Raw genomic sequence first — 16,846 nt, 5'->3', positions numbered from 1 at the left:
ACTCTTCTTTGTTCAGAACGATACAAGAAACAATCATTAAAAAGGGAGCACATAGCGTGCTCCCTTTTGTTTTCTTCACTAATGATTAATCACCCACCATTAGTTATTTGGATCTATGTCTGGTAGTCCATCTGCGTCGTTGTGATGATGGTGTTCATCATCTTGGTTGTGGTTATTGGCTGCATCATGGTGTTCAAGTGCATCCGACATATCCAAATGCGTTTGATCGTAATCTGCAGCATGTTGTTGGTCGACTTGTGCAAGCACTATGTCCATGTCAGCAGGCTGATCGTGCTCGGTGGTATTCGATGCATTCGGCTGAATACCTAGGGCATCCAAATAAGCCGCAGCACCAACAGGGTGTTCATGACTGACTTGAGCATGATTATCCAAAGGTGCGTCCGCACTTAACGAGTCGTCTAAAGTGACCGTAAAGTCCTGTACGCTATCTAACGGTGAGAAGTCTGGCTCATCGTGTTGAACTGGCGGTGGTGGTGGAGACGGCGGATTTACATGGCTTTGAATATGTCCGTGCAGATCTTCTGTTGTTACAGCGGTAACGCCTGTTACTGAGTTATGCGTAGTTACCTCTGTTTCAAAATAGTGATGCCCGCTGCTGATTGGGTGTGCGGAGATGACAACCAAATGCCCATTGGTTGGCACGGTGTAACTACCATCCTGATTAGCATTGATGTTATGTCCATTGCTTTGTAGCGTTAACCCTTGTTGTAGGTGAGTAAGTCGAATACTCGAAACCGATTCATCACTGGAAGATAAATGGGCTTGGATATTCACTGGCACTTCATAGTGATCGTGTCCGATAGAAGGGAAGTTAGGTGGCAAGTGACCTTTCAATACCGTTCCGTCACCCAAGATAATATTTTCGATACTTTCTATTTCCATATTACCTATTTTGTCACTGTGCAGTCTTGGTGCATTGTTGCGGTTGTAAGCACCTAGAATGAGCGTATCACGACCACTCCCACCTTCGATTTCCTCGTCGGTTAATCGACCTCCTATATACAAGATATCATTACCACTCTTCAGTTCAGCTTCTTCGTGAAGGCTGCCTTGCACAATGAATATTTCACTGTGCCCATGACCTTCAATCTCATGGTGACCTGACACTGTTCGAGCGGATTGTCCGATGCTATGGGCATAAGCTTGTACTGTGCTTGCGGTAATACCCGCAGTCACATGGTGAGCATTTCTTGTATCGACAGTGACACTGATGGTTGGTGGCGTGTAGGGTATAGGATCGGTGTGACCATTGATGGTCATGACAATCTCTTTCGAAACCTTACCTCCATGTCCGTCATCGACAAGCAATGTGAACCTATCGGTAAGTGTATCGCCGTCGTTTAATGCATCAACTTGAGGGTTGGCATTGTTTAAGTGATAAGCCCAAGTGTTGGTTTGGCTGTCAAATTGAACAGAACCAAATTGAGCACTTTGGCCTGGGTCTACAGTTACGCTAACTGCATCACCATCAATGTCACTTATATCAAGTTGCCCTCTAGCGTTCGGGTTAGTGTCTTCGTTTACTGAGTGACTGCTACCCGGGGTGTGTTCTGAGACAGTAGGTGCGTCGTTAGTACCTGTTATCGTAATGACGATGTCATGCGTTGTACCATCTTTTGCTTGTACGGTGATTGTCTCAGTATCAGTTTGTCCTTGTTTCAACTGTTGAACAATCGTGTGGTTGTTATAGAGGTTGTAGGTCCAATGTCCGTTGCTGTCTATGTGGGCGTGCCCGTATCCTTTGCTTCCCACAATGCCAGCGCCACCTTGAACGGCAATGAAACCTTGTGTGCCATCAGGATCAGTCACACTCAATGTGCCAGAGGCTTGGGTATGAGTATCTTCTTGAGTGCGACCTGTGGAATCACCGCTGAATGTGGCAGGGTCATCGACAGGGGCAATATTAATGAATATAGATCCTTCTTTCGAGTCAGTGTGGCCGTCATTCGCTGTAAATTGGACAGCTCCTAGTCCGTTTAAACCGGCACTGGAGTAGTTGAGTGTTGGAGTGAAGACTAACGAAGAAACATCTGCAGCGGAAACATCATCGCCAACACTCACACTATGCCCATTTAAACTCAGTGTCCCGTGTGCCACATGAGTGATGGTGATATGGCTCAGTGCATCACCATCGACATCGGAATATTTGAAATCGGCTTTCGTAAAGCGCATAGGCGTATCTTCGGGAGAACTCTTGAAGCTAGAACCTACAGTTGGATCGTCATTCACTGCATTGACGTTCAATGTCATTGTCGCACTTGCTGAATCTTGTTGGCCATCATTGGCAGTAAACGTAAAGTGCGCATAGTTGGTACCGTTTTCGTTGTGGATTGGAGTGAAGGTCAAATGACCGGCGTCTAAGTCAGCTTTACTGATTTGCTGGTTGGTGGTTACCGCTTTGCCATTGAGAAGCAATAAACCATTTGCAGGCAATTGGCCAACGGTGATGAAGTGAAGGGCATCGCCATCTTGATCGGTATAGCCAAATTCGGCGGTAGAAAAAGTATGAGTTGTATCCTCATTCGTTGAAACGGAATGGGCAGTGACGACGGGAGTATGGTTATCGTCGGTGCCTTGGATGGATATCGCAAGATGCGCTGTCGCTTGGTTGCCATGGTTGTCGCGCGCAGTGTAGGCGATACTATCGACGAGAGGTGATGAAGTAGAATCAAGCTGCTGAATTACGCTCAGTTGGTTGTTTAAGGTGTAAGTGTAACGACCGTCTGAACTTAAATGGAATGTCCCGTAAGTACCCTGAATGTCACCTGTTGTGGTAACAGTAGTCGCATCAGCATCGTTGCTTAGTAGGTTGCCTGAGACTGGTGTCGTTGAGTCTTCAACGGCTGTGTTGCTATCATCGCTAACGCTAGCGGCTGTGTCTAATACATAATTCGAACTTGCTGATGATTGAGCAGTGACGGTATTGCCTGCAGCATCTGTGCCTGCGACTCGAATTGTTAAATGACCATCCGGTAACGAAGATAAGTCTATGCCAACAAACTCTTGATATTGATGGTCAGGGTGACTAACACTTGTCCCCGTCCCTTGTCTCTGCACCGTTTTCAGGTCGACAAGCAGAGGCGCGCCACCGCCGTCACTGGTAATTTCGAGAAGCGTGACTTCTGAATCCTTAGGTAAGTACACTTGCACCATCATGCCTTGACCATGTTGGTCGACCTGAGCGGAATTCACTCGTATGTCGGTTTGAGTGTCTAAGGTGTAGGTGAGCGATGTAGAAGGAGATACGTTACCCGACACATCAGTCTGTCTAACTTGAACGTTATTAACACCCTCATTTGGAGTGAACTGAGTACTCCAATGCACACCATTGTCAGTAGAATATTCCACTGTTGCACCTTGTTCGATGCCTCCAACGTTCAGATCTCCAACGTTAGTAATATTATCTGAAGAGGAACTCCCTGAATCTGAGGTAAGGGAAACGCTTGGTGCTGTGGCGGTGTTATCCAAAGTGAAAGTTAAAGAACTGCTCGCGGAAACATTTCCGGCAATATCAGTTTGTCTCACGCTAACGGTATTTGAGCCTTGTTGAGGGGTGAAACTCGATGTCCATGTGTGTCCGTTGTCGGTCGAGTACTCAACGGTTGCGCCTGTTTCTTGTCCAGTGATAGTCAGTGAACCATCGTGAGTGATCAAATCAGACGAATTGATTCCTGTGTCGTGGGTTAACGAGACTTGAAGCGGTGCGACTACAGTATCAACATGCAATGAAAGAATGGATGATGTTGCTGGTAAAACTGAAGAAGGAGCCAACGCTTTGGCAGAAAGATTATGATCGCCATTCGATAAGCTGCTTACCGTCACACTATACTGCCCCGAGCCATCAGATACCGCATGCCCAATAGGTGTGGAGCCATCATAGATGGTGACTTGTGAGTAAGGAATATCCGTATGCCCGGTGATTGTTGGAGTGCTGTCTTTAGTGAGGTTATCGGTATCGGAAGTACCAGTATCACTAGATGCCGCTATGTCGACGGTGACCGCATTATTTGGCGGAGTGTTTGTCCCAGTTGGTAAACTTGGCTGTGTGTTCGTTACCAGTGGATTGGAAGGCACAGAGGTTGAAATCGTCGGTGATTGACCTGACACAACTGAAACATGACCGTTGGCATCAAAGGTGATGAACTTTGACGATTCACCACCGTGATTGTCAGCCACTTTGACTTCAAACACATCGGTGCCGTGATATGTGTGTGTCGCCGCGTTGTAACTCATCCCAGCAACCGAACCGTTGGCTGTATACACATACGCGCCTGAATCTGGGTCGACTGATAGCGAACCGAATTGACCTGTTGAATTGACGACAGAGAAGGTATGCGTGTCGTTCACGTCAACATCAGTTTCGGTCAGCGTGCCCGTTGTTGGAGTGGTTTGGGTTACCGATAAAACGGGATCATCATTGGTGCCATTAATAGTGAGAGTAATCACATGTGGCGTGCCATCTTTAGATTGGATAGTGACGGTATCCGTGAGCGTTTCACCTACGCCTAAACTTTGAACTTCAGACTTACGATTATCGATGTAATAGTGCCATCTTCCTTGTTGATCGATTTCTAACTCACCACCAAGTGCGGATCGGTAAGGTGCCCAGTTAGGATGCGAGGGAGCGCTGATCAGCGTGTGGTAATCAAAGCCTGATTCTCCAGCATCAGGGTCGATGGCCGTAAGGTGTCCCTGAGCTTCTAATTTATTAGAGTAGTTGCCTTGTACTGAAGGATGGACATTCCTATCTTCGGTGACACTACCTGTGTCTACACCTGATATGGTTGCAGCATCTCCAACCGCATCGATATGTAATGTGTTAGTTGCTTCTGCAGAGCTAGCATGTCCGTCGTTAACGGTAAATTTAAACTGAACATCGCCGTTAAAGTCGGTGGCTGGGACAAACTGAAGCTTAGCTATATCGGCAGTCGCGATACTTTGACCAGCAGTGATATAGTGTCCATCGAGTACAAACTTACCTTGAGTCGCTGGCGGCAGGTCAGTGATCGCGATTGAGTGCAGCGTATCGCCAGTGTCGACATCAGTGAAACCGAACTGACTGGCCTGCATTTGATAGTGTGTATCTTCCGTGCCATGGGCAAGAGTGGTTGCGGATACGGTTGGTATATCGTTGGTTCCCACGATCTTAATATCAATGACATGATAATCACCGCCAACAGTATGTACGTTGTATTGGACATGCTCCTCTTGCCCAGCTGCCAATTGCTGAATTTGGCTGTTGTTAACGGTATAAGTCCAAGAACCATCTTTGGAAATGTGAAGACCACCGTGCACGCCACTGTTAAATGGATCATGGCGTTTGCCCACATCCGTTGAGAATGCTGCTTGGTCGTGGTCAGGATCGAGGGCACTCAGTTTACCTGATATGATCTCGACGGGCGTTGAAGAGCGATCTTCATACACATCTGGGTTTGAGGTGACGGATATCGTTGCCTTGTCATTACTCCCTTGAACTAGCACTTCAATATGTTTAGTTGCGGTTGAGCCGTCAGTCGATATCGCTGTGATATCAAAGCCTTCTGCCTTTGTCTCACCTTGTTGTAGCGCATTGGCCTTTGAGTGGTCTAGGTCATAATGCCATTGCCCATTGCTATCCACATGAAGCGTACCGTAAGCGCCAACAGAGTTACCTGCGGTAAAGGTGACGGAATCTTTACTGTCGGAATCGTGCGCGAGTAAGGTGCCTGAAATAGAGGTAACCTTGTCCTCAACAGCCGTTCCCAATGCAGCTGCTAATGCGTCAGGCGTATCAATAATCACATGATCATCGGTACCTAAGATTTTGGCTGTCAGCGGGATTCGTGTCCCATCTGCGGTGATTAGAGTGATCGTATCAGTCAGTGAATCGCCGTGACTTAGTGATTGAACTTCAGTATGACTATTGTCCGCACTGTAGCTCCATTTATCGTGGCCATCGGTTGAATGAGTGAAGTTGAAGGTACCGTGGACGCCTGCAAGGTTCATCGCGAAGTTTGCTGGTACCGTATGCTTAACACCGTTGACCTCTATTTGAGTAACTTTCGCTTCCGATGGCGAGTCAATATCCTGAATATCGAGGTTTTTCCAACCTGACCATAACGCATTGGTGCTGGTTCCCGATTTAAGATGATCTTCAGTTACAAAGTTTGAGGCGAGTGTCGGTTGCAGTGTGGCAGCATCATTGCTCGGCAACAGCGTGGTAGACGCGCCAGTATGAGTAACGCCACCATGAGCATCTTTGACGTCATAAGTGAAATGCACTTTACCGTTGAAATTATGGTCTGGAGTGAAGGTGAATGTACCATCCTTATTATCGACGAGAGTGCCGTGATCCGCATGCAGATTTGCGATAGAGAGTTGCCCGGCATCGTTAGTATCCACATCGACAGTATTTGCAAGCAACTCAGTTGTTGTGATGGTTTGTGCGAGATCTTCTTTTCCGCTGTTGAGCTGAACTTCTGAAGAGCAGTACGGACGGTCATTGTCGCCATGAATGGTGATATGAATGTCGTGAGTGGTACCATCAGCCGATTTGACGGTAACAGTATCGGTTATCGATTCACCTTGACCTAGATGATCAATTTTTCTACCCGTCGCGTCTTGACCTATGGAAGCGTAGTAGCTCCAATCTCCGTTACTCTGGAGTATCACATGTCCGTGTGTACCCTGGTAAGTGCCTGTTTTAGCATGGCTCTCACCGGAGTCTGGATCAACGATGCTCAAGTGGCCATCAGTGTGTATTTCATCGTTCCATATTTTACCGATGTTTCCATGCATATGATCTGGTGAACGATCATCGACGTATCCGCCAGACATAGAACCGTCTGGCGCTGTATAGGTATGTCCTTCATGAACATCTCCCGTATCGCGGCCAGTGAACTGTGCAGCATCGCTAACCGCGTCAATATGCAGAGTGTTGGTTGCTTCTTGTGAATCGACATGTCCATCATTCACCGTGAATTTGAATTGAACATCACCGTTGAAGTTCGGGGTAGGGACAAACTGAAGTTTAGCGATATCGGAGGCTGCAATACTCTGACCTGCGGTGATGTCGTGTCCATCGAGTAAAAACTTACCTTGAGCTGCTGGTGGCAGATCAGTGATCGCTATAGAGTGAAGCGTATCGCCTGTATCGACGTCGGTGAATCCGAACTGACTCGCCTGCATTTGGTAGTGTGTATCTTCTGTGCCGTGAGCCAGTGTCGTTGCTGTAATTGTTGGCTGATCGTTAGTACCCATCACCGTAACAGTGATGTCATGAGTATCACCACCACGCGTTCTAACTTGATAAATTACATCCACTTTCTCACCTTGAGCAAGGTGTTGAATGTTGGGGTTAGGTACTGAGTATGTCCAATCCCCGGCTTTACCTATCGATAAATTTCCTCCGAACGGATCGCTTACAGCATGCACATTTCGGCTGTGAATAAACTGCGCCTCTCCTGCATCAGGGTCAGTAACAAGGAGTACACCAGACACTGCAACGGTATTAGGCGAAGTACCTTGAACATGCACATCTTCTTGAACATGTCCTGTGTCTTGTCCCGAGAATGTTGCGGCATCTTTAACGGCAGTCAATGTCATCGTCGCCCCTGCATGGGTAACCCCACCATGTGCGTCTTTTACATCATAGGTAAAGTGAACTTGGCCGTTGTAATCTTTATCAGGCGTGAAGGTATAAGTGCCATCTTTATTATCAAGAATAGAACCATGGTCGGCATGCAGATTGGCAATGCTCAGTTTGCCTATATCATTATGGTCAACATCAATACTATTGGCGAGTAACTCAGCCTGAGTAAGGGTTTGTGGTAAATCTTCTTTCCCGGAATTAAGTTGAACTTCACCAGAAACATAAGGCGCGTCATTGTCGCCATGAATCGTGACCACAATGTCATGGGTAGTACCATCTTTGGTTTGAATTGTGATGGTATCGGTTAGAGTTTCTCCAGCCCCGAGCTTGTCGATGGTTGAGCCTGCGGTTGTACTAACACCTTGGTGTTGCCAATCCGTTTGTCCCGCTGCGACTGCATAGTCCCAGTGTCCATCGCCTCGAAGTAGCAGGTGCCCATATTGGCCATGATAAGAGTAAACTCCGCCCTTGGTATCGAACGTTGCTTCATTTGTATCTGGGTCAACAATTGATAACTGACCTGAGGTGGTGAGTGCATCATGACTAATTTTCGCCATGCCCGGTTGGGCGTAGTCAGGCGACATATTTTTCCCAGCCTGATTCTCATGCACATCACCAGTATCCACACCTGACACCGTAGCTGCATCGTTGGTGCCTGTAATTACAATCTCAAGATTCTCAGTGGTACTTGCGCCATGCTCGTCTGTGACCGAGACGGGAATAGTGACTGTTTGCGTCTGCCCTTTTGAGAGGTGTTGATAGCTGGCATTTGTTGGATCAAAACTATAGCTACCATCCGCGTTAAAGGTTAATCCATCAACGGGTTGAGCAATGGAATAAGTTAGAGTGGCATCGTGGTCGATGTCACTCCCAACCATCTGTCCTGATAACAAAGAACCATCTTCCGTTACAGAGTGGTGTTGGGCGGTTAAGGTTGGCGCATCATTAGTGCCGTGTATGCTCACTTTTATGGTGAAAGGGGTGCCATCTTGCGATTTCACCACACACTCATCAGTGATGGTTTCACCCTCTTTCAGGTTCTGCACCAATGGTTGATGATCTCGGATGGTATAGGTGTAGCGACCATCCTGCATTATCAGGATATGACCACCGAGCTTGGTGTCGTAGCCAATACCTTGATAGGTTTGTGGACCAATATTCGGATCAAACTGAGCCTCTCCCGCATCAGGGTCTTGGATGTTTAGTTTGCCGTCGTAATGCAGTTGGTAGTGGGTATCTATGTAACCACGATCTTCAGTCACTCCCCTTAAGTCTGCATTGGTTTGTGCGTCTGTAATAATCGCGTTATCTGGAGTTGCGGTAAGGTCAAACTTAGCTTGAGTGCTGACGCTACCACCATGGCCGTCAACGACATCATAGGTGAGTCGAATCTCACCATTGAAGTCTTTGTCTGGCGTGAAGGTATAAGTGCCGTCTTTGTTGTCGACCAGGTGTCCGTGAGTGACTTGCAGATTCGTCACATGCAAAACATCGCTACTATCAACATCGCTTGCATGCGTTAGCAAATCAGAAGCTTTTATGGTTAAAGGTTGATCTTCTTTGCCCGCAGGAAGCTGAGTCCACGCACTGACAATCGGTTTGTCGTTGCTACCTTGTACATCGATAACGATTTTATGAGGGACTGTTGCTCCAGCTGAATCGGTAGCGGTGATCCAGAATGATTCAGACTGATGCTCACCAGCCGCGAGCTTATCCGTGGCACCACCGGTCGAATTGTCTAGCTGATAGTGCCAATGTCCATTCTGATCAATCGACAACATTCCCCATTGGCCTTGGGGTTGGTTAATTGCCCACGTAATGGTGTCAGACTTGTCTAAATCAGTTACTCTTAAACTCCCTGCCGCATCGGGTTTTCCTGCCGTATTCAAACCTTGTTCGATCACTGCGCCACTTGAGGTGCCGGAGATAGTAGGGCGATCATTGGTGCCGTTAATGGTGACTGTGATTTGATGTGGCGTACCATCTACCGAATGAACGGTAATCGTATCAGTCGCCGTCGAGCCTTTACCCAAGGCTTGCACGGTTGGATTGGTGTTATCGAGGTCGTAAGTCCATGCTCCATCTTTGCCGATGGTTAACGTACCTAGATGGCCATTAACTTGAGAGGCTTGAAAATGGTCTTCTCCAAGGTCTGGGTCTGTTACTGAAAGTTGTCCTTGTACTTGAGTAGTTAGATCCTCTAAGACCGAGCCCGCGTCCACACCGGTGATAACCGCATTGTCATCGTTGCCCCCAATGGTCATATCAATGGTTTGCGGCGTGCCATCTTTAGTGTGGATCGTGAAACTTTCATGCAGTGAAGTCGCCCCGGTTAATGCTTGAACGTTAGAAAGCGAGTTGTCTACTTGATACTGCCAGTGTCCATCGGCCTCTATGTTTAATGAGCCATATTTACCTGAAATAACTTCTGGAGTGACTGAACTTTCATTTTGGTCAGGGTCAATGACGTCAATTTTACCATTCGCATGCAGCAAGCCTTGTGAATCGATATTGTGATCTTCGGTAACGACCCCTGTTAAATCGCCAGAAATACTTGGTAAGTCTTGCTTACCAGTTACCGGTATCTGAACAACGATGCTCGCGCCATTAGAAAGATGCAACGCAAAGTGATCAGTACCTTGTTGGTGTTGATTCAGCAAGATGTATTGAGGTGAGTTTGGGTTTAATACGAACGTGTATTGGCCGTTTACATCAACATGAAGCTCTCCGTACGTCCCCTTGATCACCTCTGGAATAAAAGTGACTGGTAAAGTTGGTGTAGGGGGCGTGTTTGAATGAGTTGGCTGACCGTTACCTCCTGCAGAAATGGTTGGCATGGAGGTCGAAGGGATGTAATGAACTTGCGGGTGTGAAAGCGTAGATAGGTGGTGGGAAGGAACTAAATGCGTGCTTGCTCCATGAGGGCCCTCACTTCCAGTGGTATTGGGGTTTTCTTGGCGCTCATTTATTTGAGTGCTTTGATGAGTGGCTTCTAAGGGTGCTGCATTTTCTTGTTTATCGACGATGGTTTCATCTGCAACACTGTTTGTCGTTGTTACATCGTTGTCATGGGTAGAATCACCTGACCCCTCGGTAGCTTCTGCGTGCTTAGCTAATGATGGTAAGATCATCATGAGAGACTGGAAGAGTGGGATGTTAACCCTCAGGTGTGAATGCAGCCTGAGCTTCTTCTTTTTTGTTCTTTCTTTTGGCTTTAGTTCGCTGCTTTTTTCAATCTCTATTTTGGTATTTTTTTTATCTGTATTGACGTTGTTGTTTTTAGCCATCTTCTCATCCGCGAATCTTGGTTGCTCTCTGTTAAGTAAAATACACAGATAGGGCTTTCGCTAGCTAATTAAATAATTTTTAAAGAAAAAATTAGAGTTAAGGTTGTTCTTCTTAAATGTGCGCCAGTGTATCCAAATATATTACTAGTAACTATTTAGTGGACGCTTCGAATTATTATTTAACCGATCAGTTTGTGAGCGTATAGATTGGATTAAAAGTATTGGGCAGTCGCAGATTGGTATAGCAAAGCGCATGGTGGTGAAGGGCTGAAAATAGGCTCAGATACCATCTCGAATTTAAGCTAGAAAAAATGGGCATGAGTGATGACCGAGCGCATTACTGGTCAAAAGCCACCTTGGATGTGTTAAGGCTATTCGCTGGTACTGTTTCTGTGCCGTCCGTGCTTGGTACGGCTTGGTACGGCTTGGTAGCCTGACGATTAGACTTATCCATATCAAGCGGTTTGTACTTATTTGCGTCTTAACTATTCTTAGAGGATTGGATACGTTAGTGGGAACGGGAAGACAAGATGATTGATATTGATGAAGGAAAAATGGCATCGGTGATATCTAGTTTTCAAGTACCTGCTAAGCCTAAAGCGTTGTCGGAATTGCAGGAAATAATGAAAGCATCAGAGCCTGACATCAATCTCGTGGCGGATTTAATTTCAAGTGACATTGGACTTTCATCTGCCATATTGAAGGTAATTAATTCGCCATACTATGGTATGAGCAGAACGATATCTGAGATAAAGCAGGCTGTCATGATTATCGGGCTCACAACAATTAATAGCCTTGTCACCTCTTTACTACTTAAATCAGCCCTTCAAGGAAAAGCCTCAATTTCATTGGAACGCTTTTGGGATGACTCTTTGGACGTCGCAAATGCCATGCTATTTATTGGTAATAGAATTAAAGACAAAGTTCCTATTGATATGCTTTACACCGTTGGGCTATTTCATAATTGCGGCATTCCTTTGTTGGCTTTACGGTTTGACGACTACGATGACTTATATACACAAGCCAATGGCGACATATAGCTTTAGGCAACACTTTTTAGGTTGGTTAGTCTCACGCCATTTAAGGCGTACCTTTCCAGTTAACTTGCTATAGGGAGAAGCTTACATCACCTAACTAACTGTCATCGACCTTAGTTTGGTGACTCTTCCAGTTTTAACAGCTCTTGGCGAAGCCTTTTCATTCTAGGTGTCCACGTATCTGGGCGAAGTGTTGTTTCAGCCTGTTTTATTGCCGTACGTCCATTATCGAAATCTTTATTCGTGTACAGACCTTTGGCCGTTTTTAGGTGTTGGTAGGCGGCATGTTCTTTTCTTACCTCGTCGGCGACTGACTGAACGCCTTTTTGCCTGACATAGGCTGCCCAAACCATGAAAGAGAATATTGCCTGACTTTTCAAGGCTGTCTGATATGCCTCATCAGTTGGCGTATCGGGTAAACCGGGCATAGTGGGTAAATAAGATTCTGGATGCCACTGGATTCCTAAAACAGGCGTGCCATATAAAGATTCAAAGGCTTCGACCGTTTTCGTATCCTGACATACAGCGCTGATTTCTAAATGCCGACTGGCTTCAGTTGTGCCTGAGTCACGACTTTCTAATAGGTGATCTCTTGTTACGGCTACAGCCCAATGAGTGGAGTTTACTTTCGCTAAATCTGAAGGGCTGACTCCTTTTTTGTGCATGAGTTGAGTTAGCATTTTACCACCAAGTAACTTAACGGCATGAGAGATACTCCAAGGGTTTTTGGGGTTGTGGTGAACCGCTCTCTCATTGAGTTCCATCGTTCTGACTTTGCCACCGTATGCTTCTAATAAGCGCCAAGAACCAGCACAAACAGCAAGAATAGGAATACCACGCTGTCTGGCGTAACCAATCATCTTGAGCTCAAACTGAGTGCGGAATTGGTGTTCTTTGTGCTTGCGAATATCAGATGCTTTAGTCGGGCTTGGATTCACTCGATTAAAGTCTTTTTCTTTTAAATGGTCAGTAGATGATTCTTCGGATGTGGCCACTTGGGTGTCGTTTGCAAAAGGCCCGCCTGGAATATAAAGCATATCGATACCATCGAGATCCGTCCATGAAGCATCATGGATTGGAGTCTCAGAGCCAGAAACGCCTTTTGGCAAAGTAACAGCTTCCACCGTAAAAGGAAAAAGGGGGTCTCCCTTGTCATTTTTTAACAAGTTGATACTGTTGATAGCGACACAGTCATAGTCAGAATGCGCTTTACCTCTGTTGTCAGTCCTGAATGTAACCCCGATTTTTACTTTCATGAGAACATACCTGTTTAATTGCCTTTGACGTATCGATATCTCAATCACCTCAGCAAAGTAATATAGCAGTATCAGTACCTTGAAAAATGTGTGATTTTTCTTACTTTAGCTGCGGCTATATCGCAGTATTCCAATAACTTTTAGAACTGTGATCAACTTTAATGAGGAGTAGATAACTATTAGGGTGATCAGTCAGCAATATGGATAGATGTAGAACTGCTTAATTGGAATTGATTAAGGTATACCTCAGCCAGAATCGCTTGTGAATGATTCTTAGACGTTTTTATAAATTCTGTCTTTCTATGACATTTTGTCATTATTCCTTTAGTCGATAATTTTCATTTGGTGTACGAGCAGGGTGTGGTAGTTAAGCGCCATACCAAGTCATTGAATGTTCAGCTAAATGCATATAATAGCGTGCTGTCTGTACATCCAGTATGGTAGTCTGCCAAACTAAACACCAGCGTTTAATTCTAAAATGGCAAAGGCGGTGGAACTTTGGCTATTGATTGGCATTAGGGAGAAAGGAATGCGCTTAGTTCTATGTTTGATGACAGTGTTTTTGTCAGCATCAACATTTTCGCAAACGAGTATACCTAAGATGAGTGCTGAGAACGGCTATATTGAGCCGTTTAAGATGTTCGACAACGTTTATTACATTGGCGACAAATGGGTTTCTTCCTATGCGATAGATACGTCATCTGGCTTAGTGATTATTGATACCCTTGATTTTCCGTACAGTAAATGGATTCCCCAAAACTTACAGAAGTTAGGGTTAGGTGATAAAGCAGTGAGCTATATTATTGTAACGCATGGACATTCCGATCATGTGGGTGGGGCAGAGTTTCTCCAATCCATCTACAATTCAAAAGTGATCATGACAGAAAAGGGCTTAGAACTAACTAAAAAGCAATCAGAAAAGAGTAAAGGTGAAAATAAATTCATGCCACCGAAAGTCTTTAAATTTGCTGAAGATAAATCTGAAGTTTTGTTAGGCGACACAAAGTTTACGTTTTACATCACGCCAGGGCATACCGAAGGTGACTTGTCGATTGATTTCTTAGTTAAAGATAGCGGAAGCGAATATCGCGCTTTTGTCGTTGGTGGGCATGGAGTCAATTTCCAAAATCCTGCTCTCGCTAAGCAATACTTCGCGAGCATGAAAAGAATCAAAAAAATCGCCGAGAGTAGCCCAGTTGTAACGGTTAACTTGTCTAATCACCCTCATAAAAACAACCTGTTCTCCAACCGAGATAGAGTGAAAGAGGCAAGTCCAAATAACCCTTTTATTAGCGAAGATAACTTTTTTAACTTTGTTGACCAACAAGTAGACTTAGCGACAAAGGAACAACAGAAAGCGAGCAAACCGCAAGTTAACTAAGCATTATCCAATTGAAACTCGGACAATTTCCGATGATTCGATTCTTAAAAGAGTACAGGTTTGGAGAAACATGGATCCATTAACGCAGGGGTTAATTGGGGCTGCTTTGCCTCAGTCAGTATGCAATAAAAAGCACTTACTTGTTGCCGGTGGTTTGGGCATGCTTGCAGGGATGTCACCAGATTTGGATGTCCTCATTCGCTCTTCTAACGATCCTTTATTGTTTCTGGAGTATCATCGACAGTTTACTCATTCTCTTCTATTTATCCCTTTCGGTAGCTTGCTTTGTGCTTTGGTCTTGCATTGGCTCTTCGCTAGAAGGTGTGGGCTAGCGTTTGGTCAAAGTTGGTTATATTGCGCACTTGGCTTTAGTACCCATGCGTTGCTTGATGCCTGTACGTCCTACGGCACGCAGTTGCTTTGGCCTTTTTCTCAAGAGCGTTATGCATGGAACATGGTGTCCGTGGTCGACCCCATTTTTACTTTACCGATTTTGATATGCCTTGCCGTTACGTTCCGAAAGCGAACACCTTGGGGAGCAAGGATCGCTTTGCTATGGGGGTTAACCTATCTATCCCTTGGAGTCATACAAAAAGAGAGAGCTTACAATGAGGGCTGGCAATTGGCCGAAGAGCGAAATCATTCTCCAAACCGAATGGAGGTGAAACCGAGCTTTGCTAATATACTGGTGTGGAAAGTGATTTATGAAACAGACGAACACTATCACGTAGACGCCATTAGGGTAGGCAGCTCTACCAAAGTTTATAGCGGCGAATCAATTGCCAAGTTTGACATCAATAGAGATCTTCCATGGCTAGAGAAGAATTCACAACAGGCTAAAGATCTTGAGCGCTTTCGCCACTTTTCAAACGGTTATCTAGCTATCCACCCAAATGACAAACTGAGCGTTATTGATGTCCGTTATTCCATGCTACCAAACCAGATTGACCCAATGTGGAGTATCAAACTTTCCCCTGCAGCGACTTCGGAATCACACGCGCAGTACATCACACACCGAGACAATTCTCCCGCGACTAGACAACGATTTTGGAACATGTTGGTTGATTTTTAATGGCTTTGATATCGCAGTAGTGAAATGAATGTTATCTTAAAACAATAACTTGAACGCCAAATCCGAGTGTGTTTTCGCGATCGCTTGTCGTCCTGATTTACTTAAATAACACGTTAGAACAAGTTTTTGAAAGCGATTCGAATAAGTAAATTAATAATATGCAGGAATTCAGATGCAAGAAATAAATAAGCAAAAGATAGTAGATTTGTTAGCCCGTTTGCTTGAGGAAAATTATGTATTTCCTATTGTTGGCAAAGAGCTAAGTCTAATGCTGAGACAAAACTATGATCGAGGCTTGTATCTGAGTGAAGACTTAGTTGAAGGCTTCGTTGAAAAACTAACGCAGGACATATTTGCTTTATGTAAGGACAAGCATTTCAAGATCATATTTAATGATTCTATAGTCCCACCTGAGAAGCGATTTAAAAGCATCAACTATGGCTTTGAAAAGCTAGTTTTTATTACTAATAAAATAGCCTATATACAGCTGTCCCGTTTCTGCTCACCTTCTTTTGCATCGAATGTTGCTCATGAAATATTGGGTCAATTGAAAGGTATCGAACACCTCATTATCGATGTTCGAAACAACGGTGGGGGGCATCCTGATATGGTTAAGCTAGTTACGTCATATTTCTTCGATAATAGTGAGTCTGTTTTGTTAAACACAATTCGCTGGCGAGGTGACTCTTGTCTAGAAGAGTTCTGGACTGATAATAGTAGTCATTGTTACCCTGATTTGAGCCTATATGTGTTAACAGATAGAGGCACTCTGTCTGCTGCCGAAGAGTTCTCCTACAACCTTCAGTGTCTTGAGCGAGCGGTGTTGATTGGGGAAGCAACGGGTGGTGCAGCTCACCCTTGTAGGTTGTTTGAGTTAACAGCTGAGTTATCAGTTGCAATCCCTATTGGTGAAGCAATCAACCCTATTACTAATAAAAATTGGGAGCAGGGCGGAGTTATCCCTGATATTAATACAAATTCGGATAATGCACTTAAAGTAGCGTTAAAAAGGTTGGGTTTGCCAGAAGAAGCTCATACAGCCATTCAGTGACGTAACTAAAAAACCTTTTGACGCGAAAAACTTGGTGTACTTAGCCCAGCATTGAGGTGTTCTATTGTTCTCACCCTAATGCTGCGAGCTAAGAACATAGACTGTACTGAA

Annotated in this window: 6 protein-coding genes; 4 read left to right on the top strand and 2 right to left on the bottom strand. The window is 45.1% G+C overall.

The features are described from left to right. Nucleotides 1-99: 99 nt before the first annotated feature. Nucleotides 100-10,938: a VCBS domain-containing protein gene (locus tag VIC_RS20715; RefSeq protein WP_006962234.1), complete on the bottom strand. Its 10,839-nt coding sequence runs from the start codon at nucleotides 10,936-10,938 to the stop codon at nucleotides 100-102. A 530-nt stretch (nucleotides 10,939-11,468) separates the two neighbouring features. On the opposite strand from VIC_RS20715, the gene VIC_RS20710 reads away from it, so the two are divergent. After that, the gene (locus VIC_RS20710; protein ID WP_050778646.1) at nucleotides 11,469-11,978 is read left to right on the top strand and encodes an HDOD domain-containing protein; all 510 of its coding nucleotides are present in this window, start codon (nucleotides 11,469-11,471) and stop codon (nucleotides 11,976-11,978) included. 110 nt (nucleotides 11,979-12,088) lie between these two features. Here VIC_RS20710 and VIC_RS20705 read toward each other — a convergent pair whose 3' ends face one another. Then, complete coding sequence (locus tag VIC_RS20705) at nucleotides 12,089-13,231, bottom strand: gamma-glutamyl-gamma-aminobutyrate hydrolase family protein (protein ID WP_006962231.1); 1,143 nt, start codon at nucleotides 13,229-13,231, stop codon at nucleotides 12,089-12,091. Nucleotides 13,232-13,760: 529 nt separating this feature from the next. On the opposite strand from VIC_RS20705, the gene VIC_RS20700 reads away from it, so the two are divergent. From VIC_RS20700 to VIC_RS20690, 3 genes are all read left to right on the top strand, one after another. After that, nucleotides 13,761-14,612 carry an MBL fold metallo-hydrolase gene (locus VIC_RS20700; RefSeq protein ID WP_006962230.1) on the top strand — a complete coding sequence of 284 codons (852 nt, stop codon included), beginning with the start codon at nucleotides 13,761-13,763 and terminating at the stop codon, nucleotides 14,610-14,612. Between the two features lie 70 nt (nucleotides 14,613-14,682). Continuing rightward, a complete protein-coding gene (locus VIC_RS20695; RefSeq protein ID WP_006962229.1) occupies nucleotides 14,683-15,684 on the top strand; it encodes a metal-dependent hydrolase in 1,002 nt (333 codons plus the stop codon). A 172-nt stretch (nucleotides 15,685-15,856) separates the two neighbouring features. Beyond that, on the top strand, nucleotides 15,857-16,735 hold the full coding sequence (locus VIC_RS20690) for a S41 family peptidase (protein WP_006962228.1): 879 nt from the start codon (nucleotides 15,857-15,859) through the stop codon (nucleotides 16,733-16,735). Nucleotides 16,736-16,846: the final 111 nt, after the last annotated feature.

This window comes from Vibrio coralliilyticus ATCC BAA-450 (assembly GCF_000176135.1).
In the GTDB taxonomy this organism is placed as follows: Bacteria; Pseudomonadota; Gammaproteobacteria; order Enterobacterales; family Vibrionaceae; genus Vibrio; species Vibrio coralliilyticus.
The sequence above is the reverse complement of the archived record's forward strand: the minus strand, read 5'-3'. Positions and strand labels throughout refer to the sequence as shown.

Coding starts and splice junctions, on each gene's coding strand:
- VIC_RS20715 (WP_006962234.1), bottom strand. CDS start 10,938: ATGGCTAAAAACAACAACGTCAATACAGATAAAAAAAATACCAAAATA.
- VIC_RS20710 (WP_050778646.1), top strand. CDS start 11,469: ATGATTGATATTGATGAAGGAAAAATGGCATCGGTGATATCTAGTTTT.
- VIC_RS20705 (WP_006962231.1), bottom strand. CDS start 13,231: ATGAAAGTAAAAATCGGGGTTACATTCAGGACTGACAACAGAGGTAAA.
- VIC_RS20700 (WP_006962230.1), top strand. CDS start 13,761: ATGCGCTTAGTTCTATGTTTGATGACAGTGTTTTTGTCAGCATCAACA.
- VIC_RS20695 (WP_006962229.1), top strand. CDS start 14,683: ATGGATCCATTAACGCAGGGGTTAATTGGGGCTGCTTTGCCTCAGTCA.
- VIC_RS20690 (WP_006962228.1), top strand. CDS start 15,857: ATGCAAGAAATAAATAAGCAAAAGATAGTAGATTTGTTAGCCCGTTTG.